General features: G+C 61.3%; 25 protein-coding genes. 17 read left to right on the top strand and 8 right to left on the bottom strand.

What is annotated here, in order from left to right; all coding sequences use genetic code 11:
* Window positions 1-25 precede the first annotated feature (25 nt).
* The 4 genes from guaB (at window position 26) to tadA (ending at window position 5,531) form a co-directional block, all read left to right on the top strand.
* Window positions 26-1,495, top strand: coding sequence for an IMP dehydrogenase (gene guaB / locus VCJ09_RS18505; protein ID WP_324731553.1), 1,470 nt, complete (start codon window positions 26-28; stop codon window positions 1,493-1,495).
* 334 nt (window positions 1,496-1,829) lie between these two features.
* Window positions 1,830-3,410, top strand: coding sequence for a glutamine-hydrolyzing GMP synthase (guaA, locus tag VCJ09_RS18500; protein ID WP_324731552.1), 1,581 nt, complete (start codon window positions 1,830-1,832; stop codon window positions 3,408-3,410).
* A gap of 271 nt (window positions 3,411-3,681) precedes the next feature.
* Window positions 3,682-5,049 (top strand): multicopper oxidase family protein, encoded by a 1,368-nt coding sequence (locus tag VCJ09_RS18495; protein WP_324731551.1) that lies wholly within the window; start codon window positions 3,682-3,684, stop codon window positions 5,047-5,049.
* A complete protein-coding gene (tadA, locus tag VCJ09_RS18490) occupies window positions 5,049-5,531 on the top strand; it encodes a tRNA adenosine(34) deaminase TadA (RefSeq protein WP_324731550.1) in 483 nt (160 codons plus the stop codon). The genes VCJ09_RS18495 and tadA overlap by 1 nt, the downstream gene beginning before the upstream one ends.
* Window positions 5,532-5,895: 364 nt before the next feature.
* Here the strand turns inward: tadA and mltF are convergent, their stop codons facing one another.
* The gene (gene mltF / locus VCJ09_RS18485) at window positions 5,896-7,356 is read right to left on the bottom strand and encodes a membrane-bound lytic murein transglycosylase MltF (protein ID WP_324731549.1); all 1,461 of its coding nucleotides are present in this window, start codon (window positions 7,354-7,356) and stop codon (window positions 5,896-5,898) included.
* A 143-nt stretch (window positions 7,357-7,499) separates the two neighbouring features.
* On the opposite strand from mltF, the gene purL reads away from it, so the two are divergent.
* The 3 genes from purL to VCJ09_RS18470 all read left to right on the top strand — a co-directional run bounded on the left by purL (window position 7,500) and on the right by VCJ09_RS18470 (window position 12,327).
* Window positions 7,500-11,393, top strand: a complete 3,894-nt coding sequence (gene purL, locus VCJ09_RS18480; RefSeq protein WP_324731548.1) for a phosphoribosylformylglycinamidine synthase — start codon at window positions 7,500-7,502, stop codon at window positions 11,391-11,393.
* Window positions 11,394-11,622: 229 nt separating this feature from the next.
* Entirely contained in the window at window positions 11,623-11,826 is a 204-nt protein-coding gene (locus VCJ09_RS18475) for a CDGSH iron-sulfur domain-containing protein (protein ID WP_324731547.1), read from the top strand.
* A gap of 183 nt (window positions 11,827-12,009) precedes the next feature.
* Entirely contained in the window at window positions 12,010-12,327 is a 318-nt protein-coding gene (locus VCJ09_RS18470) for a YqfO family protein (protein ID WP_324731546.1), read from the top strand.
* 346 nt (window positions 12,328-12,673) lie between these two features.
* On the opposite strand, the gene VCJ09_RS18465 is transcribed toward VCJ09_RS18470, so the two are convergent.
* The 4 genes from VCJ09_RS18465 to VCJ09_RS18450 form a co-directional block, all read right to left on the bottom strand.
* Window positions 12,674-13,102 carry an organic hydroperoxide resistance protein gene (locus VCJ09_RS18465; protein ID WP_324731545.1) on the bottom strand — a complete coding sequence of 143 codons (429 nt, stop codon included), beginning with the start codon at window positions 13,100-13,102 and terminating at the stop codon, window positions 12,674-12,676.
* A gap of 229 nt (window positions 13,103-13,331) precedes the next feature.
* Window positions 13,332-13,781: a MarR family winged helix-turn-helix transcriptional regulator gene (locus tag VCJ09_RS18460; RefSeq protein ID WP_324731544.1), complete on the bottom strand. Its 450-nt coding sequence runs from the start codon at window positions 13,779-13,781 to the stop codon at window positions 13,332-13,334.
* A gap of 174 nt (window positions 13,782-13,955) precedes the next feature.
* The gene (locus VCJ09_RS18455; RefSeq protein ID WP_324731543.1) at window positions 13,956-14,459 is read right to left on the bottom strand and encodes a L,D-transpeptidase family protein; all 504 of its coding nucleotides are present in this window, start codon (window positions 14,457-14,459) and stop codon (window positions 13,956-13,958) included.
* Between the two features lie 19 nt (window positions 14,460-14,478).
* Window positions 14,479-15,036: an NUDIX hydrolase gene (locus VCJ09_RS18450; protein WP_324731542.1), complete on the bottom strand. Its 558-nt coding sequence runs from the start codon at window positions 15,034-15,036 to the stop codon at window positions 14,479-14,481.
* A 167-nt stretch (window positions 15,037-15,203) separates the two neighbouring features.
* On the opposite strand from VCJ09_RS18450, the gene VCJ09_RS18445 reads away from it, so the two are divergent.
* From VCJ09_RS18445 to VCJ09_RS18425, 5 genes are read left to right on the top strand one after another with little or no spacing between them, the layout of a single operon-like run.
* Window positions 15,204-15,806, top strand: coding sequence for a CoA pyrophosphatase (locus tag VCJ09_RS18445; RefSeq protein ID WP_324731541.1), 603 nt, complete (start codon window positions 15,204-15,206; stop codon window positions 15,804-15,806).
* 42 nt (window positions 15,807-15,848) lie between these two features.
* Window positions 15,849-16,373 (top strand): gamma carbonic anhydrase family protein, encoded by a 525-nt coding sequence (locus tag VCJ09_RS18440; RefSeq protein ID WP_324731540.1) that lies wholly within the window; start codon window positions 15,849-15,851, stop codon window positions 16,371-16,373.
* A complete protein-coding gene (locus VCJ09_RS18435; RefSeq protein ID WP_407692982.1) occupies window positions 16,373-16,561 on the top strand; it encodes a DUF1289 domain-containing protein in 189 nt (62 codons plus the stop codon). Before VCJ09_RS18440 ends, VCJ09_RS18435 begins: the two co-directional genes overlap by 1 nt.
* Window positions 16,562-16,608: 47 nt before the next feature.
* Window positions 16,609-17,790 carry a formate-dependent phosphoribosylglycinamide formyltransferase gene (gene purT, locus VCJ09_RS18430; protein ID WP_324731539.1) on the top strand — a complete coding sequence of 394 codons (1,182 nt, stop codon included), beginning with the start codon at window positions 16,609-16,611 and terminating at the stop codon, window positions 17,788-17,790.
* Window positions 17,787-18,521 (top strand): SGNH/GDSL hydrolase family protein, encoded by a 735-nt coding sequence (locus tag VCJ09_RS18425; protein ID WP_407692981.1) that lies wholly within the window; start codon window positions 17,787-17,789, stop codon window positions 18,519-18,521. The genes purT and VCJ09_RS18425 overlap by 4 nt, the downstream gene beginning before the upstream one ends.
* 123 nt (window positions 18,522-18,644) lie before the next feature.
* On the opposite strand, the gene VCJ09_RS18420 is transcribed toward VCJ09_RS18425, so the two are convergent.
* Together VCJ09_RS18420 and VCJ09_RS18415 are read right to left on the bottom strand one after the other, a co-directional pair.
* Window positions 18,645-19,931 carry an HlyC/CorC family transporter gene (locus VCJ09_RS18420; protein WP_079202962.1) on the bottom strand — a complete coding sequence of 429 codons (1,287 nt, stop codon included), beginning with the start codon at window positions 19,929-19,931 and terminating at the stop codon, window positions 18,645-18,647.
* Between the two features lie 9 nt (window positions 19,932-19,940).
* On the bottom strand, window positions 19,941-20,741 hold the full coding sequence (locus tag VCJ09_RS18415) for a cytochrome C assembly family protein (protein WP_324731538.1): 801 nt from the start codon (window positions 20,739-20,741) through the stop codon (window positions 19,941-19,943).
* A 157-nt stretch (window positions 20,742-20,898) separates the two neighbouring features.
* On the opposite strand from VCJ09_RS18415, the gene ffh reads away from it, so the two are divergent.
* From ffh to rplS, 5 genes are all read left to right on the top strand, one after another.
* Window positions 20,899-22,272, top strand: a complete 1,374-nt coding sequence (gene ffh, locus VCJ09_RS18410; RefSeq protein WP_079202960.1) for a signal recognition particle protein — start codon at window positions 20,899-20,901, stop codon at window positions 22,270-22,272.
* Between the two features lie 192 nt (window positions 22,273-22,464).
* The gene (rpsP, locus tag VCJ09_RS18405; protein ID WP_079202959.1) at window positions 22,465-22,716 is read left to right on the top strand and encodes a 30S ribosomal protein S16; all 252 of its coding nucleotides are present in this window, start codon (window positions 22,465-22,467) and stop codon (window positions 22,714-22,716) included.
* Window positions 22,717-22,724: 8 nt separating this feature from the next.
* Entirely contained in the window at window positions 22,725-23,261 is a 537-nt protein-coding gene (gene rimM, locus VCJ09_RS18400) for a ribosome maturation factor RimM (RefSeq protein ID WP_079202958.1), read from the top strand.
* 5 nt (window positions 23,262-23,266) lie between these two features.
* On the top strand, window positions 23,267-24,019 hold the full coding sequence (gene trmD, locus VCJ09_RS18395; protein WP_079202957.1) for a tRNA (guanosine(37)-N1)-methyltransferase TrmD: 753 nt from the start codon (window positions 23,267-23,269) through the stop codon (window positions 24,017-24,019).
* 42 nt (window positions 24,020-24,061) lie between these two features.
* Window positions 24,062-24,412 (top strand): 50S ribosomal protein L19, encoded by a 351-nt coding sequence (gene rplS / locus VCJ09_RS18390; protein ID WP_079202956.1) that lies wholly within the window; start codon window positions 24,062-24,064, stop codon window positions 24,410-24,412.
* Window positions 24,413-24,895: 483 nt separating this feature from the next.
* Here the strand turns inward: rplS and VCJ09_RS18385 are convergent, their stop codons facing one another.
* The gene (locus VCJ09_RS18385; protein WP_324731537.1) at window positions 24,896-26,737 is read right to left on the bottom strand and encodes a cation:proton antiporter; all 1,842 of its coding nucleotides are present in this window, start codon (window positions 26,735-26,737) and stop codon (window positions 24,896-24,898) included.
* Window positions 26,738-26,757: the final 20 nt, after the last annotated feature.

The raw sequence follows: 26,757 nt of genomic DNA, 5'->3' as shown, positions 1-26,757 counted from the left end.
AATTTCCCGCCTGGGAGCCCCCGCCATGCTGCGTATCAGTCAAGAAGCTCTTACCTTCGACGACGTTCTACTTGTTCCTGGTTACTCCGATGTTCTGCCGAAGGATGTCAATCTCAAGACTCGCTTGACTCGTAGTATCGAGCTGAATATTCCGTTGCTCTCTGCGGCAATGGACACCGTTACCGAAGCCCGTCTGGCGATTGCCATGGCCCAGGAAGGTGGCATTGGCATTATTCACAAGAACATGACCATCGAGCAGCAGGCGCTCGAGGTGCGCAAGGTCAAGCGCTACGAGTCCGGCGTGGTCAAGGACCCGATCACCATCGATGCCGACGCCAGCGTTGGCGATCTGTTCGACCTGACTCGGCAGAACAACATCTCCGGCGTGCCGGTATTGTCCAGTGGCGACCTGGTTGGCATCGTCACTTCGCGTGACGTGCGCTTTGAAAACCGCTTGGACGCCAAGGTACGCGAAGTGATGACGCCCAAAGAGCGTCTGGTCACGGTCAAGGAAGGCGAAGATACCCAGGTGGTGCGCGAGTTGTTGCACAAGCACCGTATCGAACGCGTGCTGATCGTCGACGACAGTTTCCGTCTCAAGGGCATGATGACCGTCAACGACATCGAAAAGGCCAAGGCCTATCCGCTGGCGAGCAAGGACGACCAGGGTCGCCTGCGCGTCGGCGCGGCGGTCGGTACTGGTGCCGATACCGGCGAGCGGGTTGCTGCGTTGGCGGCGGCAGGTGTCGATGTGATCATCGTCGACACCGCCCACGGCCACTCCAAAGGGGTGATCGACCGTGTGCGTTGGGTCAAGCAGAACTTCCCTGAAGTACAGGTAATCGGCGGCAATATCGCCACCGGCGATGCAGCCAAGGCGCTGGTCGACGCTGGCGCCGATGCGGTCAAGGTCGGTATCGGTCCGGGTTCGATCTGCACCACGCGGATCGTCGCCGGGGTGGGTGTGCCGCAGATTTCCGCCGTGGCCAATGTTGCTGCCGCACTGGAAGGCACCGGCGTTCCGCTGATCGCCGACGGCGGCATCCGCTTCTCCGGTGACCTGTCCAAGGCCATCGTGGCGGGTGCATCCTGCGTCATGATCGGCTCGATGCTGGCCGGTACCGAAGAAGCACCGGGCGAAGTCGAGCTGTTCCAGGGGCGTTCCTACAAGGCTTATCGTGGCATGGGCTCGCTGGGCGCCATGTCCCAGACCCAGGGTTCCTCGGATCGCTATTTCCAGGATTCCTCCGCCGGTGCCGAGAAGCTGGTGCCGGAAGGCATCGAAGGTCGCGTGCCTTACAAGGGCGCCATGAGCGCTATCGTTCATCAGATGATGGGCGGTTTGCGTGCTTCCATGGGCTATACCGGCAGCGCCACCATCGAAGAGATGCGCACCAAGCCGCAATTTGTGCGCATCACCGGTGCCGGCATGGCCGAGTCTCACGTACACGACGTGCAGATCACCAAGGAAGCGCCGAACTACCGAGTCGGCTAAAAAATGGATGTGCCGCTGCTGCGCTTGCGCCAGCGGCGTTGGAGAGGAGCTCGACACTGGCTTGCCAGTGAACGTCCGAAGGACGGCCCGAAAGGGCGAACGGAGTGAGTAAATGCTCATTTGCTACAGCAAACTGCGCTTCCTCGCTCCTCTCCGCGATCCCCATGGATGGGGTGAATGCAGCCAGCCCAAAGGGATCGGGCGCTGCCTTGCTGGCACTGCGCTGGCGACGTGGCAAATCCATTTTTGAAAATTGTTCAGGCACGGGGCTGCTGCTGTTGAGAACGACGGGGCAGCCCCTTGTCATTTGTGAATTTCGCTACGAGAGACGGCCATGGCTCATCAAGACATCCACGCCCACCGCATCCTGATCCTCGACTTCGGCTCCCAATACACCCAGCTGATTGCCCGCCGCGTGCGCGAGATTGGTGTGTATTGCGAGTTGCACCCGTTCGACATGAGCGACGATGACATCCGTGCTTTCGCCCCGCGCGGCATCATCCTCGCCGGTGGCCCGGAGTCGGTGCATGAAGCCGACAGCCCGCGCGCGCCGAAAGCGGTGTTCGACCTCGGCGTGCCGGTTTTTGGTATCTGCTACGGCATGCAGACCATGGCCGAGCAACTGGGCGGTAAGGTTGAAGGTTCCGAGCTGCGTGAATTCGGTTATGCCCGTGTTGACGTGGTCGGTAAGAGCCGTCTGCTTGATGGCATCGAAGACCACATCGACGCCGACGGCCTGTTCGGCCTCGACGTGTGGATGAGCCACGGTGACAAGGTCACCAAGTTGCCGCAGGACTTCCACATCCTGGCCAGCACGCCGAGCTGCCCGATTGCCGGCATGTTCAACGATGCCCTCGGCTACTACGGCGTGCAGTTCCACCCGGAAGTGACTCACACCAAGCAGGGCGGTCGCATCCTTTCGCGCTTCATCCTCGACATCTGCCAGTGTGAAGCGCTGTGGACGCCGGCGAAGATTGCTGAAGACGCCATCGCCAACGTGCGTGCCCAGGTTGGCAGCGCCAACGTGCTGCTCGGTCTGTCTGGCGGTGTGGACTCTTCGGTGGTTGCCGCGTTGCTGCACAAGGCCATCGGCGATCAGCTGACCTGCGTATTTGTCGACAACGGCCTGCTGCGCTTGCACGAAGGCGAGCAAGTGATGGCCATGTTCGCCGAGAACATGGGCGTCAAAGTGATTCGTGCCAACGCGCAGGAGCAGTTCCTGAATAACTTGGCCGGCGAGTCCGACCCGGAGAAGAAACGCAAGATCATCGGTCGCACCTTTATCGACGTGTTCGATGCCGAGTCCTGCAAGCTGGGCAACATCAAGTTCCTCGCTCAAGGCACCATCTACCCGGACGTGATCGAGTCGGCTGGCGCGAAAAGCGGCAAGGCTCACGTGATCAAGTCGCACCACAACGTCGGTGGCCTGCCGGAAGAGATGAACCTGAAGCTGGTCGAGCCGCTGCGCGAACTGTTCAAGGACGAAGTGCGCCGCCTGGGTCTTGAACTCGGTCTGCCGTACGACATGGTTTACCGTCATCCATTCCCGGGCCCAGGCTTGGGTGTGCGCATTCTCGGTGAAGTGAAGAAGGAGTACGCCGACCTGCTGCGTCGTGCCGACCACATCTTTATCGAAGAGCTGCGCAAGGCCGACTGGTACCACAAGGTTAGCCAGGCGTTTGTGGTGTTCCAGCCGGTGAAGTCGGTTGGCGTGGTCGGCGATGGCCGTCGTTACGCCTGGGTTGTCGCCCTGCGCGCCGTGGAAACCGTCGACTTCATGACCGCCCGTTGGGCGCACCTGCCTTACGAGCTGCTGGAAACCGTCAGCGGGCGCATCATCAATGAGATCGAAGGCATCTCCCGCGTCACCTACGACGTGTCGAGCAAACCGCCTGCCACCATCGAGTGGGAATGATGCGTTAGCGGGGCGGCTTCCTGGTCGTCGGCCATGCAGCGTTGCGTCCTCGCTTTTAATGCTCACGTACTGCAGTACGCTGCGCTTAAAAGCTCCGGGGCGCCTTGCCTGGCCTTAGCCCAGTAGCCCTTTTTCTGCGTCGCCTGTTCGATTTTAAAAGCTTCTAAAAAGCCGATCCGTCAGAGGTCGGCTATTACATGCCTACCTTGCTTTCCCGATGGGCCCAGCGTTTTGTTCTAGAAAGTCCCCCTATCTAGAGGTGTCTGTACCCATGTCATTTACACGTCGACAACTTCTCGGTGGCCTGCTTGGTTTGACCGCCGTAGGGCTGGGTACCGGCGGCGTGCGCTACTGGCTAGGGCGTGCAGAAAACCAGGCGAGCCATGACTACGAGTTGATTGCCGCGCCGCTCGATATCGAGCTGGTACCCGGGCACATGACCCCAGCCTGGGCCTATGGTGGGCAGGCGCCGGGCGTGGAAATTCGCTCGCGCCAGGGCGATTGGCTGCGGGTGCGCTTTATCAATCACCTGGATGAGCCGAGCACCATTCACTGGCATGGTATTCGCCTGCCGCTGGAAATGGACGGTGTGCCCTACGTCTCGCAGTTGCCGGTACTGCCGGGCGAGTATTTCGACTACCGCTTCAAGACCGAAGACGCCGGCAATTTCTGGTACCACCCGCACCTGTCCAGCGCCGGGCAACTGGGCCGCGGACTGGTCGGTCCACTGATTGTCGAGGAGCGCGAGCCGAGCGGGTTCAGGCATGAACGCACGCTGAGTCTGAAGACCTGGCATATCGACGAGCAGGGCGCCTTCACCGCGTTCAGTGTGCCGCGCGAGGCGGCCCGCGAAGGTACGCGCGGACGCTTGAGCAGCATCAACGGCAAGTCACGGCCGACCCTGGAACTGCCGGCCGGGCAGGTGGTACGCCTGCGGCTGTTGAACCTGGACAACACCGTGACCTACCGCCTCAATCTACCCGGTGCCGAAGTGCGCATTTATGCGCTGGACGGCCACCCGATCGAGCCGCGCGCGCTGGGTAAGGAGTACTGGTTGGGGCCTGGCATGCGTATCGATCTGGCTGTTCGCGTGCCGGCGGCTGGTCAGGAGCTGTCGCTGCGCAACGGGCCGATGCGCCTGGCCACCCTGAAAAGCACTGCGACGACTGAAAGCGCGGGCGACTGGCCGGCGCGGCTGCCGCGCAATCCGGTAGCGGAGCCCGATCTGGCGCGGGCCGAGACCCTGCGGTTCAACTTCGAGTGGTCGGCGACGCTGGCTGGTGTGGACGACAAGGGGCCGGCCAAGTATTGGCAGATCAACGGCCAGGCCTGGGACATCAATGACAAGACCTGCGCGGATCGGCCCATCGCCAGCCTGAAGAAGGACGGCCATTACATCTTCGAGCTGCGCAACATGGCCCAGTACCTGCACCCGATCCACCTGCACGGGTTGGCGTTCAAGGTGATCTCGTCCAATCGCAAGAAGATCATTCCGTATTTCACCGACACTTATCTGCTGGGTAAGAATGAGGTCGCGCGAATCGCCTTCGTCGCAGATAACCCCGGCATCTGGATGTTCCATTGCCATGTCATCGATCATATGGAAACCGGCCTGATGGCCGCGATCGAGGTGGCCTGATGCGCCAGGCAAAGATCATCGACCGCAGCCAGGATCAGCATTACATGCGCGAAGCCCTGGCCCTGGCCGCCGAAGGCGCAGCCCTGGGCGAGGTGCCGGTCGGCGCCGTGCTGGTGCAGGATGGCGTGATCGTCGGGCGCGGCTTCAACTGCCCGATATCCAGTCACGACCCCAGCGCGCACGCCGAGATGGTGGCGATTCGCGCCGCAGCGCAGGCCGCCGACAACTACCGCCTGCCGGGCAGCACCCTGTATGTGACCCTGGAGCCGTGCAGCATGTGCGCCGGGCTGATCGTGCATGCGCGGATTCAACGGGTGGTGTATGGCGCCACCGAGCCCAAGGCCGGGGTGGCGCTGAGTCGTGGCGAGTTCTTCAGTCAGGCGTTTCTCAATCATCGGGTGCTGATCGAGGGCGGAGTGCTGGCCGAGGAGTGCGGCGCAGTACTCAGCGAATTCTTCAAAACGCGGCGCGCAACGCGGTAGAGGCCTTCTCCACTTCAGGCCGGCGGCGTATAGCCCAAATAAGCCTAGTGTCGAAACAGCGTTGAAATGTCGGTTCAGTGCCAGACCATAGTGGGGGTGGCTGGCAAACTGGAGCGCGTAAGTTGATCGTGGGAGGCGCTTTAGCGGCGCTGGCGCGCAGCGCCCTCGAACGAGGCCGTCGCGGCTAAAGCCCCTCCCACCAGTGCCTCGCTATCGGTCAGGTTCGAGCGTTGCAGGCGTTCCACGGATTTCATCCAGGCTACCAAGCTGATGCGAATCGCTGCGCTCAAACTACGCGGCCCGCGCTACTGCTGGTTGGTGACGGTGAGGTGTTTGGGTCAAGCGCTGGGTAGTTCATCATGCGTTACAGCGGCGGTAGTTCTTCCTGCGGCGGCGTCTTGTTCACCCCAGGCGTGTGCAGATTGCTGGCGGCCATTTGGCCACCTTCCAGCTGCGGCTGAGTGACCCAGGTGAGGATGTCGTAATAGCGGCGGATGTTGCGCACGAAATGCACCGGTTCACCGCCACGGGCATAGCCGTAGCGGGTCTTGCTGTACCACTGCTTCTGCGCCAGGCGGGGCAGGATCTTCTGCACATCCAGCCACTTGTTCGGATTGAGCCCCTCGGCCTCGGTGAGCTTGCGCGCATCTTCCAGGTGGCCGCCGCCGACGTTGTAGGCGGCCAGGGCAAACCAGGTGCGATCAGGCTCTTCGATGCTGTCGGGCAGCTGATCCTTCACCCGCACGATGTACTTGGCGCCACCGTCGATACTCTGCTTGGGATCGAGGCGGTTGGATACGCCCATGGCCTGAGCGGTGCGCAGGGTCAGCATCATCAAGCCGCGCACCCCGGTTTTCGAGGTGGCGGTGGGTTGCCAGAGTGATTCCTGATAGCCCATGGCGGCCAGCAGGCGCCAGTCGACCTGATTGACCTGTGCCGCCTTGCGGAAATCCTTCTCATAGCGGGGCAGGCGTTGTTGCAGGTGCTTGGCGAACGTGTAGGCGCCGACGTAACCCAGCACGTCGACGTGACCGTAGTAGCGTTCCTTCAAGCGTTGCAGGCTGCCGTTTTGCTGGGCGCGATCGAGAAAGCGGTTGATCTCGTCGAGCAGGCTGTTGTCTTCGCCGGGCGCGACAGCCCAGGCCAGGCTTTGCGAGTCGCCGAGGTCGAAGGCCACCCGCACGTTGGGGAAGTACACCTGGTTCATCGCCAGTTCGTTGGAGTCGACCAGGGTCAGGTCGATTTGTCCCTCGTCGACCATGCGCAGCAGGTCGACCACTTCCTCCTCCGCCGACTCTTCGTAGTTCAGCTCCGGTAGTTTGACTTTCAATTTGGCCAACTGCTCGGCGTGGCTGCTGCCCTTGAGTACCAGGATGCGCTTGCCGATCAGCTCATCTGGACGAGTGGGGCGACGCTGGCCATGGCGGTAGATGATTTGTGGCGTGACTTGCAAATAGGGCATGGAGAAGCGAGCGATCTGTTGCCGTCCCTCGCTTGCTACCAGGCCGGCGGCGGCCAATACCGGGCCATTCTCCTTGCCGAGGCTGGTAAACAGATCGTCGAGGTTATCGGCGGTCTCGATTTGTAGCTCCAGGCCCAGGTCGGCGGCAAAGCGTTTGACCAGCTCGTACTCGAAGCCGGTTTCGCCGTTGCGATCCTGGAAGTAGGTGGCCGGGCTGTTACGAGTGATCACCCGCAGTACACCCTCCGCCTTGACGCGCTCAAGGGCGCTGGGTTCTTCAGCGCAGCTGGCGAGCACTAGGAGGATTCCGATCGCCGAGAGCCAGTGGGCGCAGCGTGTGCGGAACGCAGATTGAGCAAACATTGGCGCAGTATACGCAAAGCGGGGGGCTCGCCATATCTCGGCAGTGCAGGCAATAGTTCTGCTGCCTCCACGGGTGCCGCGGCGAGCGCTTTAGGCTAGAATGCACGGCCTCAAAGTACACCCCTTCCCAGAGGCTGTCCCCGATGTTGATCCTGCGCGGCGCTCCCGCCCTTTCTGCTTTTCGCCACGGTAAATTGCTTGAGCAACTGACCAGCAAAGTACCCGCTGTGACTGGGCTGTATGCCGAGTTCGCGCATTTTGCCGATGTCACCGGGGTGCTCAGCACCGATGAAGAACAGGTGCTGGCCCGTCTGCTGAAGTACGGCCCGAGTGTGCCGGTGCAGGAGCCCAGCGGCCGTCTGCTCCTGACCATTCCGCGTTTCGGTACCATCTCGCCCTGGTCGAGCAAGGCCAGCGACATCGCGCGCAACTGCGGTCTGGCGAAGATCCAGCGCATCGAGCGCGGCATCGCCTACTACGTCGCCGGTGAGTTGAGCGAAGCCGAGATGCAGCTGGTCGCGGGCTTGCTGCATGACCGCATGACTCAGCTGGTGTTGACTGATGTGCAGGGCGCCGCTGCGCTGTTCAGCCACGCCGGGCCCAAGCCGCTGACTGCGGTGGATGTGCTTGGCGGCGGTCGCGCCGCCCTGGAGCAGGCCAACGTCGAGCTGGGTCTGGCCCTGGCCGAAGACGAAATCGATTACCTGGTCAGCAGCTTCAATGACCTGAAGCGCAACCCGCACGACATCGAATTGATGATGTTCGCCCAGGCCAACTCCGAGCATTGCCGGCACAAGATCTTCAATGCCAGCTGGGATATCGACGGCGAGAGCCAGGATAAGTCGCTGTTCGGCATGATCAAGAACACCAACGAACTGCATGGCGAGGGCGTGCTCTCGGCTTATAAAGACAATGCCGCGGTGATCGTTGGTCACTCTGCCGGTCGTTTCTACCCGAACGCGGAAACCCGTCAATACGCTGCCCATCAGGAGCCGGTGCATATCCTGATGAAGGTGGAAACCCATAACCACCCGACCGCCATCGCGCCGTTCCCCGGTGCGGCCACTGGCTCCGGTGGCGAGATCCGTGACGAGGGCGCTACCGGCCGCGGTGCCAAGCCCAAGGCCGGGTTGACCGGTTTCAGCGTCTCCAACTTGCAGATCCCTGGCTTCGAACAGCCGTGGGAAGTGCCCTATGGCAAGCCGGAACGCATCGTCACGGCGCTGGACATCATGCTTGAAGGCCCGCTCGGTGGCGCGGCGTTCAACAACGAATTCGGTCGTCCGGCGTTGACCGGCTATTTCCGTACCTTCGAGCAGGCGGTCGATTCTCCTCGCGGCTTCGAGGTGCGTGGTTACCATAAGCCGATCATGCTCGCTGGCGGCATGGGTAACATCCGCGCCGATCACGTGCAGAAAGGTGAAGTCACCATCGGCTCCAAGTTGATCGTGCTGGGTGGCCCGGCCATGTTGATCGGTCTGGGCGGCGGCGCCGCCTCGTCGATGGCCACGGGCACCAGCTCGGCTGATCTGGATTTCGCCTCGGTGCAGCGCGAAAACCCGGAAATGGAGCGGCGCTGTCAGGAAGTGATCGACCGCTGCTGGCAGCTTGGCGAGCACAACCCGATCAGCTTTATTCATGACGTTGGTGCCGGCGGCTTGTCCAATGCCTTCCCCGAACTGGTCAACGATGCAGGTCGCGGTGGGCGTTTCGAACTGCGCAATGTGCCCAATGACGAGCCGGGCATGGCGCCCCATGAGATATGGAGCAACGAATCCCAGGAACGCTACGTGCTGGCCGTCGATGCCGCCGAATTCGAGCGGTTCAAGGCGATTTGCGAGCGCGAGCGTTGCCCGTTCGCGGTGGTCGGTGAGGCCACCGAAGAGCCGCACCTGACCGTTGCCGACAGCCATTTCGGTAACAAGGCGGTGGACATGCCGCTCAATGTGCTGCTCGGCAAGGCGCCGCGCATGCACCGTTCGGCAAGCCGCGAAGCCGAGCAGGGCGATGATTTCGATGCCAGTGGCCTGGCGATCGACGATGCCCTGACCCGTGTGCTGCATCACCCGGCCGTGGCCAGCAAGAGCTTCCTGATCACCATCGGCGACCGCACCATCACCGGTCTGGTCGCGCGCGATCAGATGGTCGGTCCGTGGCAGGTGCCCGTGGCCGATTGTGCGGTCACCGCCACCAGTTTCGACGTCTATACCGGCGAAGCCATGGCCATGGGCGAGCGCACGCCGCTGGCCTTGCTGGATGCGGCCGCATCGGGGCGTATTGCCATTGGCGAGACCTTGACCAATCTGGCCGCGGCGCGGATCGAGAAGATTTCCGACATCAAACTGTCCGCCAACTGGATGGCCGCCGCTGGCCACCCAGGCGAAGACGCCCGCCTGTACGACACGGTCAAAGCCGTGGGCATGCAGCTGTGTCCGGAACTGGGGATCAGTATCCCGGTGGGCAAGGATTCGATGTCGATGAAAACCCGCTGGCAGGATGACGGCGCGGAGAAGAGCGTAACCTCGCCGCTGTCGCTGATCGTTACCGGCTTTGCCCCGGTCAGCGATATCCGCAAGACAATGACTCCGCAACTGCGCATGAACAAGGGCGAAACCGACCTGATCCTGATCGACCTGGGTCGCGGGCAGAACCGTATGGGCGCCTCGATTCTGGCTCAGGTGTATGGGCAGATCGGCAGGCAGGCCCCCGACGTCGACGACGCCGAAGACCTCAAGGCATTCTTCGCGGTGATCCAGGGGCTGAACGCCGATGGTCACCTGCTGGCCTACCATGACCGTTCCGACGGCGGCCTGCTGGTCAGCGCGCTGGAAATGGCCTTCGCCGGCCATTGCGGCCTGCAGCTGTCGCTCGACTCACTGGCCGGCAGCCCTGAGGAACTGGCTGCTGTGCTGTTCAATGAAGAGCTGGGTGCGCTGATCCAGGTGCATAAGGACGCCACGCCGCAGGTGCTGACGCAGTTCAGCGCGGCGGGGCTTGATTGCGTGGCGGTGATCGGTCAGCCGGTCAACAATGACGAGGTCGCGATCAGCTTCCAAGGCCAGCCGGTATTCGCCAGCCAGCGTCGCTTGCTGCATCGGCAGTGGAGCGAAACCAGCTACCAGATCCAGCGCCTGCGCGACAACGTCCAGTGCGCCGAGCAGGAGTTCGATGCACTGCTTGAGGAAGACAATCCGGGCCTCAGCATCAAACTGGATTTCGACGTCAACCAGGACATCGCCGCGCCCTACATCAAGAAGGGCCTGCGTCCACAAATTGCCGTGCTGCGTGAGCAGGGCGTCAACGGCCAGGTGGAAATGGCCGCCGCCTTCGACCGTGCCGGTTTCAGCGCGATCGACGTGCACATGAGCGATATCCTCGCCGGCCGTGTCGACCTGGAGGCCTTCAAGGGTCTGGTCGCCTGCGGCGGCTTCTCCTATGGCGACGTGCTCGGCGCCGGTGAGGGTTGGGCCAAGTCGATCCTGTTCAACAACCGTGCCCGTGATGGCTTCCAGGCCTTTTTCGAGCGCAAGGACAGCTTTTCCCTTGGCGTGTGCAACGGTTGCCAGATGATGTCCAACCTGCACGAGCTGATCCCGGGCAGCGAGTTCTGGCCGCACTTCGTGCGCAACCGTTCGGAGCAATTCGAGGCGCGGGTGGCCATGGTTCAGGTGCAGGAGTCGGCCTCGATCTTCCTGCGCGGCATGGCCGGTTCGCGCATGCCGATCGCCATCGCCCACGGTGAGGGCCATGCCGAGTTTGAGAGCGAGGAAGCCCTGCTCGAAGCCGATCTCTCCGGTTGCGTGGCCATGCGCTTTATCGACAACCACGGCAAGGTCAGCGAAACCTATCCGGCCAACCCCAATGGCTCGCCGCGTGGCATTACCGGCCTGACCAGCCGCGACGGTCGGGTGACCATCATGATGCCGCACCCGGAGCGGGTATTCCGCGCCGTGCAGAATTCCTGGCAGCCGGACGAGTGGCAGGAAGATGCCGGCTGGCTGCGCATGTTCCGCAACGCGCGGGTCTGGGTGGACTGACCGCGAGCCTTGGGCTCTTCAGCGCCCTCTCCCAATGCGGGAGAGGGCCAGCAGCCACCCTGGAGCCTCCTTTTTTCGGTCTTTGAGGCGCAGCGCAGCAACTCGGATGTTGTCTGGGCTGGTCTAACCATTGTCCCCGGAGTACATCCGGGCTTGCGCTGTTGATGGCTGAAAGCGATGTTCCAATCCTCCCGAAGTCCGTCAGGTCAAACCCGGCGAGACGCATCTGTTGTGCCGTTGCGGGCGTTCGTCCGCGCTACCCGATTGTGCTCCCGGATGCTGCGCTGGACTGCGCCTCGAACCGCAGCGCGAGCAGCGTCTGTTGCTCTGTCGCTGTGGTCAGTCGCAGCGCCTGCCCTATTGCGATGGCAGCCACAACCCGCCGGTCGATGGCCTGCGGGTGCGCTGGCGGCGCTTTGTCAGGGGTGATTAAGACTTGCTGGCTTATAACCAATTGCTCTAATAAGGAAATGGATGATCTGCCATTCCGACGCTCCAATATGGAGTTGTGAACTGGGCCATGGGTGCTGGATAAGGCAAAATGCCATTATTGCTGTGGCAGGGCGATCCTGAGGTCCGGGTTTGCCGTATTCGTCGATGCATTATGGAGAGCTCGATGTACAAGCTGTGTTTCTACGTCCCGGAAAGCCATCTTGAGCAGATCAAACAGGCTGTTTTCGCGGCAGGCGCCGGACGCATCGGTAACTACGACAGCTGCTGTTGGCAGGCCCTGGGCCAGGGCCAGTACCGGCCGTTGGTGGGTAGCGCGCCTTTCCTCGGCCAGCAGGGGCAGGTGCACCAGGTCGCTGAATGGAAAGTCGAACTGGTGGTGGCCGACGAGCTGTTGCACGACTCGGTCAAGGCGATGAAAAAGGCCCATCCCTATGAGACACCTGCCTTCGAGGTTATGCGCCTGTCCGACCTGCAGTTCTGAGAGGGTGTGAAAGCATTCTCGTGGCGGTGCTCGATATTGCCCAATCTCTGGGTGCTGGGTGCTGGGTGCTGGGTGCTGGGTGCGGCGCCGAGGCTGCCGGCGGCGAGTACGAGAAGTGCGGCGGAAACCATCGTGCTGAAGTTGTTAACTAATTTGTTCCTCCCGGTCAGCTGGTTCGTGTCCAGCCTGATCCGTTCGATTAGTCAATTTCGGCGTCCGAGGCCCTGATACTGCTTTGCCGCTCCTCACCATCGCGGGCTATGACTGGTCGCCGCGCCTTAGCTCAGAACCTCGGGTATCCGACTTGAGTTAACCCGCTAACCGGCCCGACCACTGGGTGCGCGTTTCAGACGGCGACGTTCAGGCGTACGTCAATGTTGCCGCGGGTGGCGTTGGAGTACGGGCAGACCTGGTGAGCTGCGTCGACCAGTTCCTCGGCGGCGGCCTGTGCAAGGCCCGGCAGGCTGATGTTGAGTTGCACTTCCAGGCCGAAGCCACCGGGAATCTGGCCGATGCCGACCTTGCCAGTGATCGAGGTGTCTGCCGGCAGGGCCAGTTTCTTCTGGCTGGCGACGAACTTCAGCGCACCGATGAAGCAGGCCGAGTAGCCGGCAGCGAACAGCTGTTCCGGGTTGCTCGCTTCGCCGCCCTGGCCGCCCAGTTCGCGCGGGGTGGTCAGTTTCACGTCGAGGAAACCGTCGGAGGAAACGGCGCGGCCGTCACGCCCACCAGTGGCGGTGGCGCTAGCGGTGTAAAGGGCTTGGATGGTTTGCATGGCGATGTCTCCCGGTTAGTTTGTTGCCTAAAGTATTGCGCGCAAAGTAAGTGCGTGGCTGAAATTTAGTTCGATTTAATTTAGTGCGCAATATATTTATAAGATTAAATAGTTATACGCATTTGTATTTTATGGAATAAGTGGGGCTGGCTGCGAATTTCAGGCGGGGCGTTGGCGGGGCGGGGCGGGGACAAAGACTAGCGATCGGCAGGGTGCGCCGGTACCTGGGTTAGAGCGACTGTTGTAGCTTGTTGCGCAGGGCTAGCACTTCCTCCTTGAGCGCCATTAGCTCGGCCGTGCTGTGCCCGCTGGCCTCGACTATGCAAGCGGGGAAGCGCTCGGCCTGCTGTTGCAGGGCACAGCCCTGTTCGGTCAGGTACAGCTCGACCACGCGCTCGTCAACGCTGCTACGGGTGCGCTTGAGCAGGCCTTCGGCTTCCAGGCGCTTGAGCAGTGGCGTCAGCGAACCGGGGTCGGTCAACAGGCGGGCGCTGATCTCGCCGACGGTGATGCCGTCGCGTTCCCACAGCACCAGCATGGCCAGGTACTGCGGGTAGGTCAGGCCGATGCTCTGCAGCAGCGGCTTGTAGGCCTTAGTCATCAGCAGGGAGGTCGAATACAGGGCGAAGCACAGCTGGTTGTCCAGCAATAGCGCGGCGCAGGTGTGGGGCTGGGTCATGGGGCGATCCCGCGATCAGGTGATTAGCACAATAAGTTATCGCGCAAGATTAACGTGTGCAAATCTTTGCTTTCGCGACGCGTGCAGGCTGACGGGCGGATTTGTCCGCAACCCAGCAATGAGCGAATGGCGCAAGCGCCAAGCCATGGGCCGCAAGAGAAGGCCTTGCGGCCATCAGGGCCTGATCTCGATCAGGGTGCCGTCCTTGACCAGGCTCCAGATTTCACGGATGTCATCGTTTTTCATGGCGATACAGCCTTCGGTCCAGTCCAGTGTGTGGAAGAACCACTCCGGGTACTCCTCGTCCAGCGGCGTGCCGTGAATCATGATCATGCCGCCGGGTGGCACGCCTTGCGCGCGGGCGTGGGCCTGATCGCGGGCATTGGGGTAGGAGATGTGCAAGGACAGTTGGTATTTCTCGCTGGTTTTACGCCAATCGATCCAATAGAAGCCTTCCGGCGTGCGCCGATCGCCCTCGCGTTGTTTGGCGCCATTGGCCTGCTTGCCGAGGGACACCCGGTAGGATTTGAGTGTTTCGCCGCGGCTGATCAGGTGCAGTCGGCGTTCCGACTTGACCACCAGTACCTTGTCGATCAGCGGGGCCTCCTGCATGGGCGTGGCAGTGGCGTGAACATTAGCGGTAAGGGACAAACAGAGCAGAATGAGTAACCAGCGCATCGGAGCGGTATCCCGGGGATCAATGAACTTTCTTGTAGTGTGCGCGCAAGGCTTCCAGCGGTTCGTTGCGTACCGGGTAAACGTGCTGCCGGCGGTCAGCAAAGTAGCATTCTAAGGTACGCCCGATAGTCGGGAAAGCCAGCTCAGACCAGGGGATCTCGGATTCCTCGAATAGCTGCACTTCGAGGCTCTCTTCGCCAACAGCGAAATCCAGGTCAGCCAGTTCGGCACGGAAGAACAGGTACACCTGATTGATATGCGGCAGGTCGAACAGGGTGTAGAGGTTCAGGTCGTGTACCCGGGCGCAGGCTTCCTCGTGGGTTTCGCGCGCAGCAGCCTGCTCCAGGGTTTCACCGTTCTCCATGAAGCCGGCCGGCAGGGTCCAGAAACCACGACGCGGTTCTATGGCGCGGCGGCACAACAGTACGCGCTGGCCCCACACCGGCAAGCAGCCGGCGACTATTCGCGGGTTCTGGTAATGAATGGTGTGGCAGTGCTCGCACACATGGCGCAAGCGGTTGTCGCCCTCGGGGATTTTCAGGGTCACAGGGCTGCCGCACTGGCTGCAGAACTTCATGGGGAATCCTCTTTGTCACCCACATTTTGGCGCGTGATGGGGCCGGGCGGCAAGCGCGATCAGGCGCTGCAGCGACTCCCTGAATGATCGTCGCGAGCGTTGCCGAGCTTGGGGCGAGGGTGACTTTCGTGCAATCATCGAAACAAGAATAAAGACTGAGAATCTCCATGCTGGACGATCTGCTCCACCGCGTGCGCGGCTACAACCCGCGTCTTCTGGAGACTGACCGCAACTTCCCCGAGGCGGCGGTGTTGGTTCCTCTCACCCGCAACGACCAACCGGAAGTGGTGTTGACCTTGCGCGCCAGTGGCCTGTCCACTCACGGCGGCGAGGTGGCTTTTCCCGGCGGTCGACGGGATCCGGAAGATGCCGATCTGATTCGTACCGCACTGCGTGAGGCCGAAGAGGAAATCGGTCTGGCGCCGGGGCTGGTCGAGGTGATCGGGCCGCTCAGCACCCTGATTTCGCGTCACGGCATTCAGGTCACGCCCTACGTCGGGCTGGTGCCGGATTACGTCGAATACCTGGCCAACGATGATGAAATCGCCTCGGTGTTCTCGGTGCCCCTGGAGTTCTTTCGCGGCGATCCGCGCGAGATGACCCATCGCATCGACTACCTCGGGCAGAGCTGGTACGTGCCGAGTTACCGTTATGGCGAATACAAGATCTGGGGGCTTACTGCGATCATGCTGGTGGAACTGGTCAATCTGGTCTATGACGCCGACATCAATCTGCATCAACCATCTGAGCACTTCATCACGCTCCGCTAATTGCGCGAAAGCGCAGATCAATCGCGAAACGAGGGTCAATCAATGAAATATCGCCTGGGGCAATCCAGCGTCGACGTCCACCCCGAGAGCTGGGTGGCACCGAACGCCACGCTGGTCGGCAAGGTCAAGCTGGAGCAGGGTGCCAGCGTCTGGTTCGGCGCGGTGTTGCGCGGCGACAACGAGCTGATCCACATCGGCGAGCAGAGCAACGTGCAGGACGGCACCGTGATGCATACCGACATGGGCTTTCCGCTGACGCTCGGCAAGGGCGTGACCATCGGCCATAACGCCATGCTGCATGGCTGCACGGTCGGCGATTACAGCCTGATTGGCATCAATGCGGTGGTGCTCAACGGCGCGAAAATCGGCAAGTACTGCATCATCGGCGCCAACACCCTGATCGGCGAAGGCAAGGAAATTCCCGACGGCTCCCTGGTAATCGGTTCGCCAGGCAAGGTGGTGCGCGAGCTGAGCGAGGCGCAAAAGACCATGCTCGAGGCCAGCGCCGCGCACTATGCGCATAACGCTCAGCGTTACGCGCGCGACCTGGTCGAGCAGGAAGACTGATGGGGCACGAACGCCCCGTTGTCTCGCCCTGCGTGCAGATATGTGCGCTGGACGATGACGACATCTGTATCGGTTGCCAGCGTAATGTTGCCGAAATCACCCGCTGGGGCCGCATGGGCAATGCCGAGCGTCGTCAGGTGTTGCTGCTTTGTCATGCGCGGGCGCAAGCCCAGGGTGTACTGCTCTAACTCCACTGCCTGGTGGCCTTGTATCCCTGTTAGTTCGAGGAGCCTTCATGCCCCGTATCGGAACCCCATTGTCGCCGAGTGCGACTCGCGTCTTGCTCTGTGGCTCTGGTGAGCTGGGCAAGGAAGTGGTGATCGAACTGCAGCGCCTCGGCGTCGAGGTGATCGCCGTGGATCGCTATGTCAATGCCCCGGCGATGCAGGTGGCACATCGCAGCCATGTGATCGATATGCTCGATGGCGCGGCGTTGCGTGCGGTGATCGAGTTGGAACAGCCGCATTACATCGTGCCCGAGATCGAGGCGATTGCCACGGCGACGCTGGTCGAGCTGGAGAGCGAAGGTTTTACCGTGATTCCCAGCGCCCGTGCCGCGCAGTTGACCATGAACCGCGAGGGTATCCGCCGTCTCGCGGCCGAAGAGTTGGGCTTGCCGACTTCGCCATACCAGTTTGCCGACTCGCTCGAGGCGTGCCGGGCGGCGGTGCAGCAGATCGGCTTTCCCTGTCTGATCAAGCCGATCATGAGCTCGTCGGGTAAAGGCCAGTCGCTGCTGAAAACTATCGATGACCTGCAGGCGGCCTGGGAGTACGCCCAGGCGGGTGGTCGCGCCGGTCAGGGGCGAGTGATCGTCGAGGGCTTTATCGATTTCGACTATGAGATTGCCCTGCTGACGGTGCGGCATGCCGGCGGCACCAGCTTCTGTGCGCCGGTCGGCCACCGTCAGGTCAAGGGCGACTATCAGGAATCCTGGCAGCCGCAGCCGATGAGTGCGAAGGCCCAGGCCGAGGCCGAGCGCATTGCCCTGGCCGTCACGGACGCGCTGGGCGGTCGCGGTCTGTTTGGCGTCGAGTTGTTCGTCAAGGGCGATCAGGTCTGGTTCTGCGAAGTCTCGCCGCGTCCCCACGATACCGGTCTGGTCACGCTGATTTCCCAAGATCTGTCCGAGTTCGCCCTGCATGCGCGGGCCATTCTCGGCCTGCCGATTCCGCTTATTCGTCAGCTCGGCCCCTCCGCGTCGGCGGTGCTGCTGGTGCAGGGTGAATCGCGGCAGGTCAGTTTTGCCAATCTCGCTGCGGCGTTGGCCGAACCGGACACGGCGCTGCGTTTGTTCGGCAAGCCCGAAGTCAGTGGTCAGCGGCGCATGGGGGTGGCCTTGGCGCGCGATGAGTCGCTGCAGGCGGCGCGTGACAAGGCCACTCGTGCGGCGCAGGCGGTCTGCGTCGAGCTGTGAGCCCGCTGCGCGCATATGCCTGGTGGCTGACGGTGCTGGCTTTGTCGCCTGTGCTGGTGCCGCTAGCCATACGCACGCGCAGGCAGGCACTTAGGCTGCCGCCAGCCGAAGGTCCGCAGCGCGGGTTGGCTGGGGCTGACCTGGCGGGCGAGCCATTGCGCTTGCTGGTGTTGGGTGAATCCACGGTGGTGGGTGTTGGCGTGAGCTGCTTGCGGGCGGCGCTGGTGGGGCAGTTGGCCGAGGCGCTGGCGGTTCGGCAAGGCAGGCCGGTGGCCTGGCGTGCCTGTGGTGAAAATGGCATCACCGCCGCGCAGGCGTGTGAGCGGTTGTTGCCGCAGGTGCTGGACGAGCCGTTCGATCTGGCGCTGTTGGTCTTCGGTGTCAACGACGCCAGCCATCTCACGTCGCTGCAGTGCTGGCGCGTTGCGCTCGGCAACATGGCCGAGGCGCTGGCTCAGCGTGGTGCGCAGGTGGCGTTCAGCGGTGTGCCACCGCTGCAGCATTTCAGTGCCTTGCCCTGGCTGCTACGGCAGGTGTTCGGCGTGCGTGCAGCCTTGCTCGATACCTGCTTGCTCCAGCTCGCCGCTCGCCTCGGGGTGGAGCATCATCCGCTGAGTCTGGAGTTTTCCGCGGATTACCTGGCGGTCGACGGCTACCACCCATCGAGTCTCGGTTATCGGGCCTGGGCCGAGGGCCTGGCGGCTAGTGGACTGTTTGGTCGGCTCGAGTAGTCAATTTCGGCGCCTGAGGCCCTGATGTTGTTCCTCGCCAGGGCGGACCATGACTCGTCGCAGGCGACGTGTCTCAGAGCCTCAGGTATCCGCCTTGAGTTAACCAACTCACCGCACCAGCCACTAGTCTGCCGGTGTTTCGCTCGGTGCCGTAGCGCTGGTCTTCCAGGCTCGTACGCTTTTCACCCGATTCTCCGACGACTGCAGGATTTCCAGGCGGTAAGGGCCGATCTTCAGGCACACAGCACTGTCAGGGATGCTTTCCAGCGCTTCGGTGATCAGGCCGTTAAGGGTCTTGGGGCCGTCGCAGGGCAGGTGCCAGCCGAGCGTCTTGTTGACCTCGCGAATGTACGCGGCGCCATCGATGACCTGGGTGCCATCTTCTTGCGGATGAATGTCCGGGCTGCGCAGGGTGTCCTGATTGCTGAAGTCACCGACAATTTCTTCGAGGATGTCTTCCAGAGTCACGATGCCAATCACATCGCCGTACTCGTCGACGACGATGCCGATCCGGCGTTTCTGTTTCTGGAAGTTAATCAGCTGAGTCGATAGCGGTGTGTTCTCCGGCACGAAGTAGGGTTCGTTGCAGGCGGCGAGCAAGTCTTCCTTGGTCAGCTGGTTGTGCCCCATCAGGCGTGCGATCTGGCGCATGTGCACGATGCCTTCGACCTGGTTGATGTCGTGGCGAAACACAGGCAGGCGCGTGTGAGTCGTGGTGGTGAGCAGGTTGATGATGGTCTCGATATCGTTTTCCAGGTCGATGCCGGTGACTTCGTTGCGCGGGATCATGATGTCGTCGACCGTGACCTTCTCCAGGTCGAGGATGCCGAGCAGCATGTTCTGGCGGTTTTTCGGCAGTTCATGGCCGGACTCGCGCACCACGCTGCGCAGTTCCTCGGTGGTCAAGCTGTCGTTGTTTTTACTGGCCGGGTCGACACCCAGTAGCCTGAGCAGGCCGTTGCTGATCCAGCCGAGCAGGATGACCAGCGGGTAGAACAGTTTGAGCAGTATCAGCAGCGGCAGGCTGAACGGGTAGGCAACTTTTTCCGGGTGCAGGGCGGCCAGGGTTTTCGGGGTGATTTCACCGAAAATCAGCAGCGCCAGGGTCAGGCCTATGGTGGCGATCGCGATCCCTGCTTCGCCCCAGAGCTGAATGGCCAGCACGGTGGCGATGGCCGAGGCGAGAATATTGACGAAGTTGTTGCCGATCAGAATGGTGCCGAGCAGGCGATCCGGGCGGCTGAGCAGGTCGCTGACCCGCTTGGCGCCACGGTGCCCTTCTTTGGCCAGATGGCGCAGGCGATAACGATTGAGGCTGAGGATGCCGGTTTCCGAGCTGGAGAAGAACGCCGAGCAGGCGAGCAGGAAAATCAGCAGGCCGAGCAGAAAGCCAGGGTGAGCGTTGTCCACGGAAATGGCCTAGATATGCAGAATGAATTCGCGAACCAGCTTGCTGCCGAAGTAGGCCAGCATCAGTAGGCAGAAGCCGGCCAGGGTCCAGCGGATTGCCTTGTGCCCGCGCCAGCCGAGCTGGTGGCGGCCCCAGAGCAGGACGGCGAAGACGATCCAGGCGAAGCAGGAAAGGATGGTTTTATGCACAAGGTGCTGGGCAAGCAGGTCATCGATGAAGATCGCGCCGGACAGCAATGACAGCGACAGCAGGATCCAGCCGGCCCAGAGAAAGCCGAACAACAGGCTTTCCATGGTTTGCAGCGGGGGGAAGTTCCTGATCAGTCCAGACGGGTGCTTGTGCTTGAGCTGATGATCCTGCAGCAATAGCAGCAGTGCCTGGAACACGGCAATGGTCAGCATGCCGTAGGCCATGATCGACAGCAGGATGTGGGCGAGAATACCTGGCGCTTCATTGATCGACTTGAGGGTGCCGGACGGCATGAGCTGCGCCAGTAATACGGTCAGGCCACCCAGCGGGAATAGCAGCAGCAGCAGATTTTCTACCGGGATGCGGGCGCAGGCGAGCAGGGTCAGTGCGATCACGGCATAGGCGATCAGGCTGGCGGCATTGAAGAAGTCGAGCGACAGGCCGGACGCGTGGCTCATCTGCAAAAACAGGCTGGCACCATGGAAGAGCAGGGCAAGCACGCCGAGTAGCACCAGCAGGCGTTTGTCGGGCGTACTGCGCTGGCTGAGGCGCAGACCTTGGTAGAAGGTGGCGCCGGCATAGAGACTGGCAGCAGCGAGGCTGGGAAGCAGAGGGTGCATAAATCCTTGTTAGGCAAGCCCGAAAGGCGCTGAGTGTGGCATACAACGAGCATTTCACGAAAGACCGCTGACAGTGTCGGTGGGTGGGAGTCTCCGATATAATCGCTGGTCTGTTGCAAGCCCACCCTCGGCTCGATAGGGCCTGAAAGGAACGTGCATGTTCGAAAATCTGACCGACCGCCTCTCGCAGACGCTGCGCAATGTCACTGGCAAAGCCCGGCTGACAGAAGACAATATCAAGGACACCTTGCGCGAAGTGCGCATGGCGTTGCTCGAAGCTGACGTCGCGTTGCCGGTGGTCAAGGACTTCGTAGGCAAGGTCAAAGACCGTGCGGTCGGTACCGAGGTGTCGAAAAGCCTGACGCCGGGCCAGGCTTTCGTGAAGATCGTGCGTGCCGAACTGGAAGCGCTGATGGGCGCGGCCAACGAAGACCTGGCGCTGAATGCCGTGCCGCCCGCCGTGGTGCTGATGGCGGGTCTGCAGGGCGCCGGTAAAACCACCACGGTCGGCAAGCTGGCGCGCTTTCTCAAGGAGCGCAAGAAGAAGACCGTCATGGTTGTGTCCGCCGACGTTTACCGTCCCGCGGCAATCAAACAGTTGGAAACCCTGGCTGCCGAGGTCGGGGTGACCTTCTTTCCCTCGGACCTCAGTCAGAAGCCGGTGGCGATTGCCGAGGCGGCAATCAAGGAAGCCAGGCTCAAATTCATCGATGTGGTGATCGTCGATACCGCCGGTCGCCTGGCCATCGATGCCGAAATGATGGCAGAGATTCAGGCGCTGCATGCGGCGATCAAGCCGGCCGAGACCTTGTTCGTGGTCGATGCGATGACCGGTCAGGATGCTGCCAATACCGCCAAGGCCTTCGGTGATGCGTTACCGCTGACCGGTGTGGTGTTGACCAAGGTCGATGGTGATGCGCGTGGTGGTGCGGCCTTGTCGGTGCGGCATATCACCGGCAAGCCGATCAAGTTTATCGGTATGGGCGAGAAGAGTGATGCGCTGGAGCCGTTCCATCCGGATCGTATCGCTTCGCGCATCCTCGGCATGGGCGATGTACTCAGCCTGATCGAGCAGGCCGAGCAGACCCTCGATCGCGAGAAAGCCGACAAGCTGACCAAGAAGCTGAAGAAGGGCAAGGGCTTCGATCTCGAAGACTTCCGTGACCAGTTGCAGCAGATGAAGAGCATGGGTGGGCTCGGCGGCCTGATGGACAAGTTGCCGCAGATGGGTGGCGTCAACCCGGCGCAGATGGGCAACGCCCAGGGTGCGGCCGAGAAGCAGTTCAAGCAGATGGAGGCCATCATCAATTCGATGACCCCGGGCGAGCGACGTGATCCTGAAGTCATCAGCGGTTCGCGCAAGCGCCGTATCGCCATGGGTTCCGGGACTCAGGTGCAGGATATCGGTCGCCTGATCAAGCAGCACAAGCAGATGCAGAAGATGATGAAGAAATTCACGGCCAAGGGCGGCATGGCCAAGATGATGCGTGGCATGGGCGGTATGATGCCGGGCGGTATGCCGAAGATGTAGCTGTGAGTAACACGCTGCAGGTAACAGGCTCATGCTTGAGGCTTGTAGTGGTCCTTTCATGAAGCCTTTTCCGTCTTTCGGAAAAAGACTTTGCAAAAGTACCGATAATCCTTAGAATATGCGGCCTTTCGGGCCTCGTGCCCTATGCATGCATTTTTAGTTTTGCAGCACCGACTACAGGAAAGAAGTTCAATGGTAACCATCCGTCTTGCCCGTGGCGGCTCCAAAAAGCGCCCGTTTTACCACCTCACCGTGACCAACAGCCGCAATCCGCGCGATGGTCGTTTCGTTGAGCGTATTGGTTTCTTCAACCCGGTTGCTTCGGGTGCCGAGATCAAGCTGTCCATCGACCAAGAGCGTGCCACTTACTGGCTCGGTCAGGGTGCACAGCCGTCTGAGCGTGTTGCTCAGCTGCTCAAGGAAGCTGCCAAGGCTGCTGCCTAAGCAACCTTATGAGCATGAAGCCAGCCCCCGCCGAGGACTTAGTGGTTCTTGGCAAGATAGTTTCGGTGCATGGCATAAAAGGAGAGGTGAAGGTTTTTTCCTTTACTGATCCTTTGACCAACGTGCTCGATTACCCTCGCTGGACGCTCAGGCGTGACAACGAGGTGAAACAAGTCGAAGTAGCCAGTGGCCGCCTGCAAGGCAAGGTTCTGGTAGCAAGGCTCAAGGGTCTCGATGATCGCGAGGTAGCGCGTACCTTCGCCGGTTTTGAGATTAGTGTGCCGCGCAGCCAATTGCCTGACCTGAGCGAAGGCGAGTTCTACTGGTATCAGTTGGAAGGTCTCAAGGTTATCGATCAGGCAGGGCAGTTGCTCGGCAAGATTGAGCAGTTATTCGAGACCGGCGCCAACGATGTGATTGTGGTCAAACCCTGCACCGACAGCCTGGATGATCGTGAGCGCCTGTTGCCCTATACGGAGCAATGCGTGTTGTCGATTGACCTTGGCGCTGGCGAAATGCGGGTCGACTGGGATGCGGACTTCTAAGCCTGATGCCAAATCTGCGCGTTGAAGTCATTACGCTGTTCCCGGAAATGTTTACCGCAATCAGCGATTACGGCATCACCAGTCGTGCGGTGAAACAGGGCTTGTTGCAATTGACCTGTTGGAACCCGCGGAGCTACACCGCAGACCGCCATCACACTGTTGATGATCGGCCTTTCGGTGGCGGTCCGGGCATGGTGATGAAGATCAAGCCGCTTGAGGATGCCTTGCTCGATGCCAGGCAGGCCGCAGGTGTAAAAGCGAAGGTGATTTACCTCTCGCCGCAGGGTCGTCAGCTGACGCAGTCAGCCGTACGCGAACTGGCCAACGAGGAGGCTTTGATCCTCATTGCCGGGCGCTACGAAGGTGTCGATGAGCGTTTCATTGAAACGCATGTCGATGAAGAATGGTCGATTGGGGATTACGTCCTGTCTGGCGGTGAGCTGCCGGCCATGGTGCTGATCGATGCGGTGACGCGCCTCTTGCCTGGTGCATTGGGTCATGCAAGTTCGGCCGAGGAGGATTCCTTTACGGATGGCCTGCTCGACTGCCCGCATTACACTCGTCCGGAGGTGTATGCGGATAAGCGTGTTCCTGAGGTGCTGCTCGGCGGCAACCACGAACACATCCGGCGCTGGCGTTTACAGCAGTCCCTCGGTCGGACCTGGGAACGCCGTGTCGATCTTCTGGATAGCCGCTCGCTTTCTGGAGAAGAGAAAAAGCTGCTGGAGGAATACATCCGCCAGCGGGACGATAGTTAATGTATCGATGACCGGCCAGACGGCTTGTCTTAGGAGCGCAGCATGACCAACAAGATCATTCAGCAAATCGAAGCTGAGCAGATGGGCAAAGTAGTCCCTCCCTTCTCCCCGGGTGACACCATTGTCGTCCAGGTAAAAGTGAAGGAAGGCGACCGTGAGCGTCTGCAGGCATTCGAAGGCGTGGTAATCGCCAAGCGTAACCGTGGTCTGAACAGTGCCTTCACTGTGCGCAAGATCTCCAACGGTGTTGGCGTAGAGCGTACTTTCCAGACCTACAGCCCGCTGGTCGACAGCCTGGCCGTCAAGCGTCGCGGTGACGTGCGTAAAGCCAAGCTTTACTACCTGCGTGACCTGTCCGGTAAGGCAGCACGTATCAAGGAAAAACTGGGCTAAGCCTCAGCTTCCTTATGAAAAGCAGCCTTCGGGCTGCTTTTTGCGTTTATGGGGCGGGCTGGACGTTGAGTGTTGCCTGGTCTGGGCCCCGATAAGCTGCCCGTCTGGCAGGCTGGTCAGCCTCAAGAAGCTACGCAGCGCTGTGGCTGCTCCGGCCATTGATTCAGGTCGTAATGGCATGGCAGCGGGAGAGCAGGAAGTTCGGCAAGGCGGTAATGACTCGGCTGGGAGAGGCGTCGGTCATTGTTGCGACGCGTAGTTATCCGGTTGCGATTGGCCGTGCGGATATCCGGCGGTGGCGTCTTCTAGCGCTCGGCCGGCTCGGTTGTGGGGTCTGCCAAGAGACTTGCGGTTGCCGAGTACCTGATGAGTGGATCATCTGAGGTGTTCTGCTCATGCCCGTATAGCTCAGGATCTGGCCGAAGCGTGAATACGCCAGTTTTGCTTGATCACCCAGTCAGGGCAGGTTGATTCGATCATTGCTCAGGTTGTCTGCAGGCTATTTTGCTCCGCGCCGGCGGTACTGGCTGTTTGCGTTTCGATGAGTGATACCAGGGTCCAGCCGGTCTGCGGTTGTAAGTTGTGGCCTGAAGTTGCCACATGCACCCAGCCCTCACGGTCGCGAGCGAACAGTAGGGTGGCGCGCGTGCCATACAGAGCCTGGTAATCGCTCCAGCCGAAGCTGTCGGTCAATGTTGTGTTGTACAGTTCGGCGCCGTGGGACAGGCGACTGGCTGCATGAGGATAGGTCAGGGGCTGACTGCCCAGCGGTCGACCACGGTGTTCGTCGCTGGCGCGGTGTTTGTCGCTGCGGCGACTTTCCTGGCCGCTTGCCAGGCTGAACAGGCGCGTGGCGCCGAACTCATGGCGGAAGCGCATGCTCGCCAGGGTGTTCAGTTCGCCGGCCGGCGACAGCGCCAGCAGGTGGCCGAGGCCGACCAGATCCAAGTGCGCCTCGGCATGTTGTGAGGCTGGGTTGCCGAAATAGGTCGGCAGGTTCTCCATGCGCGCGGCACGAATGTTTTCCCAGCTTGAGTCGGTGAGCAGTACGCGACAGTTGAGTTGTTGCAGGGCCTTGCCAATCTCCCGGGCGACTGAATTGGCGCCAACGATGAGAAAGCCGCTGGGCGATGGTTCTGCCACCTTGAGCAGGGTTGCCAGTGGGCGGGCGGTGGCGCTCTGTAGCACCACGGTGCCGATGATGACCGCAAAAGTCAGGGGCACCAGCAGCTGGGCACCGTCGTGGCCGGACTCGCTCAGGCGGATGGCGAAGGTCGCCGAGACCGCTGCGGCGACTATGCCGCGCGGGGATATCCAGGCGAGCAGGGCGCGTTCGCGCCAGTTGAGGCTGGAGCCAAAGGTAGACAGCGCCACACTGAGCGGGCGAGCGACGAACTGAATGACGGCAAGCAGCAGCAAAACTGCCGGTCCCATTGCGAGCAGGGCGCTGAGGTCCAGGCGCGCGGCGAGCAGAATGAACAGGCCGGAAATCAGCAGCACGCTGAGGTTTTCCTTGAAGTGGAGGATGTGCCGGACGTCCACGCCCTTCATATTGGCCAGCCACATGCCCATCAGGGTGACGGCGAGCAGGCCGGACTCGTGCATGACCTGATTGGCGCCAATGAAAACCCCGAGGACGGTAGCCAGCACGGCGAGGTTGTGTAGGTAGTCTGGCAACCATTGCCGCCGCAGTACTTGTCCGAGTGCCCAGCCACCGGCCACGCCGAACAGGCTGCCGCAGAGGATCACCCCGGCGAAGGTGCCCAGGCCATGATTCCAGCCGTCGCCGTCACTGCTGGCAATAATGAAGCTGTAAACGACTACGGCAAGCAGCGCGCCAATCGGGTCGATGACAATACCTTCCCAGCGCAGGATGTTCGACACCGAGGCTTTCGGGCGCACCACGCGCAGCATCGGTACTATCACCGTGGGCCCGGTGACCAGGGTCAGGGTGCCGAACAGCAGAGCCATGTCCCAGGCGAAGTCGAGCAGGTAGTGGGTCGCGATGGCGATAGTCGCCCAGGTGGTCAGTGCGCCAACTGTTACCAAGCGTCTGACCACGCTGCCGATTTCGCGCCATTCGGACAAATGTAGGGTCAGGCTGCCTTCGAATAAGATCAGCGCCACAGACATCGAGACCATGGGGAATAGCAGTGGGCCGAACAGCACCTGTGGGTCAAGCCAGCCGAGAATCGGCCCCGCGAGTATGCCGCTGATCAGCAAAAACAGAATCGCCGGCAGGCGCAGGCGCCAGGCTAGCCACTGGCAGACGAGGGCGGTTGCGCCGATAGCCGTGAAGGCAAGGAGGATTTGTTGCTCGCCCATCGCTGATCCTTGTGCGCACA

Origin of the sequence: Pseudomonas paeninsulae (assembly GCF_035621475.1) — a bacterium.
In the GTDB taxonomy this organism is placed as follows: Bacteria; Pseudomonadota; Gammaproteobacteria; order Pseudomonadales; family Pseudomonadaceae; genus Aquipseudomonas; species Aquipseudomonas paeninsulae.
This window is presented reverse-complemented; position numbering and strand designations above follow the sequence as displayed.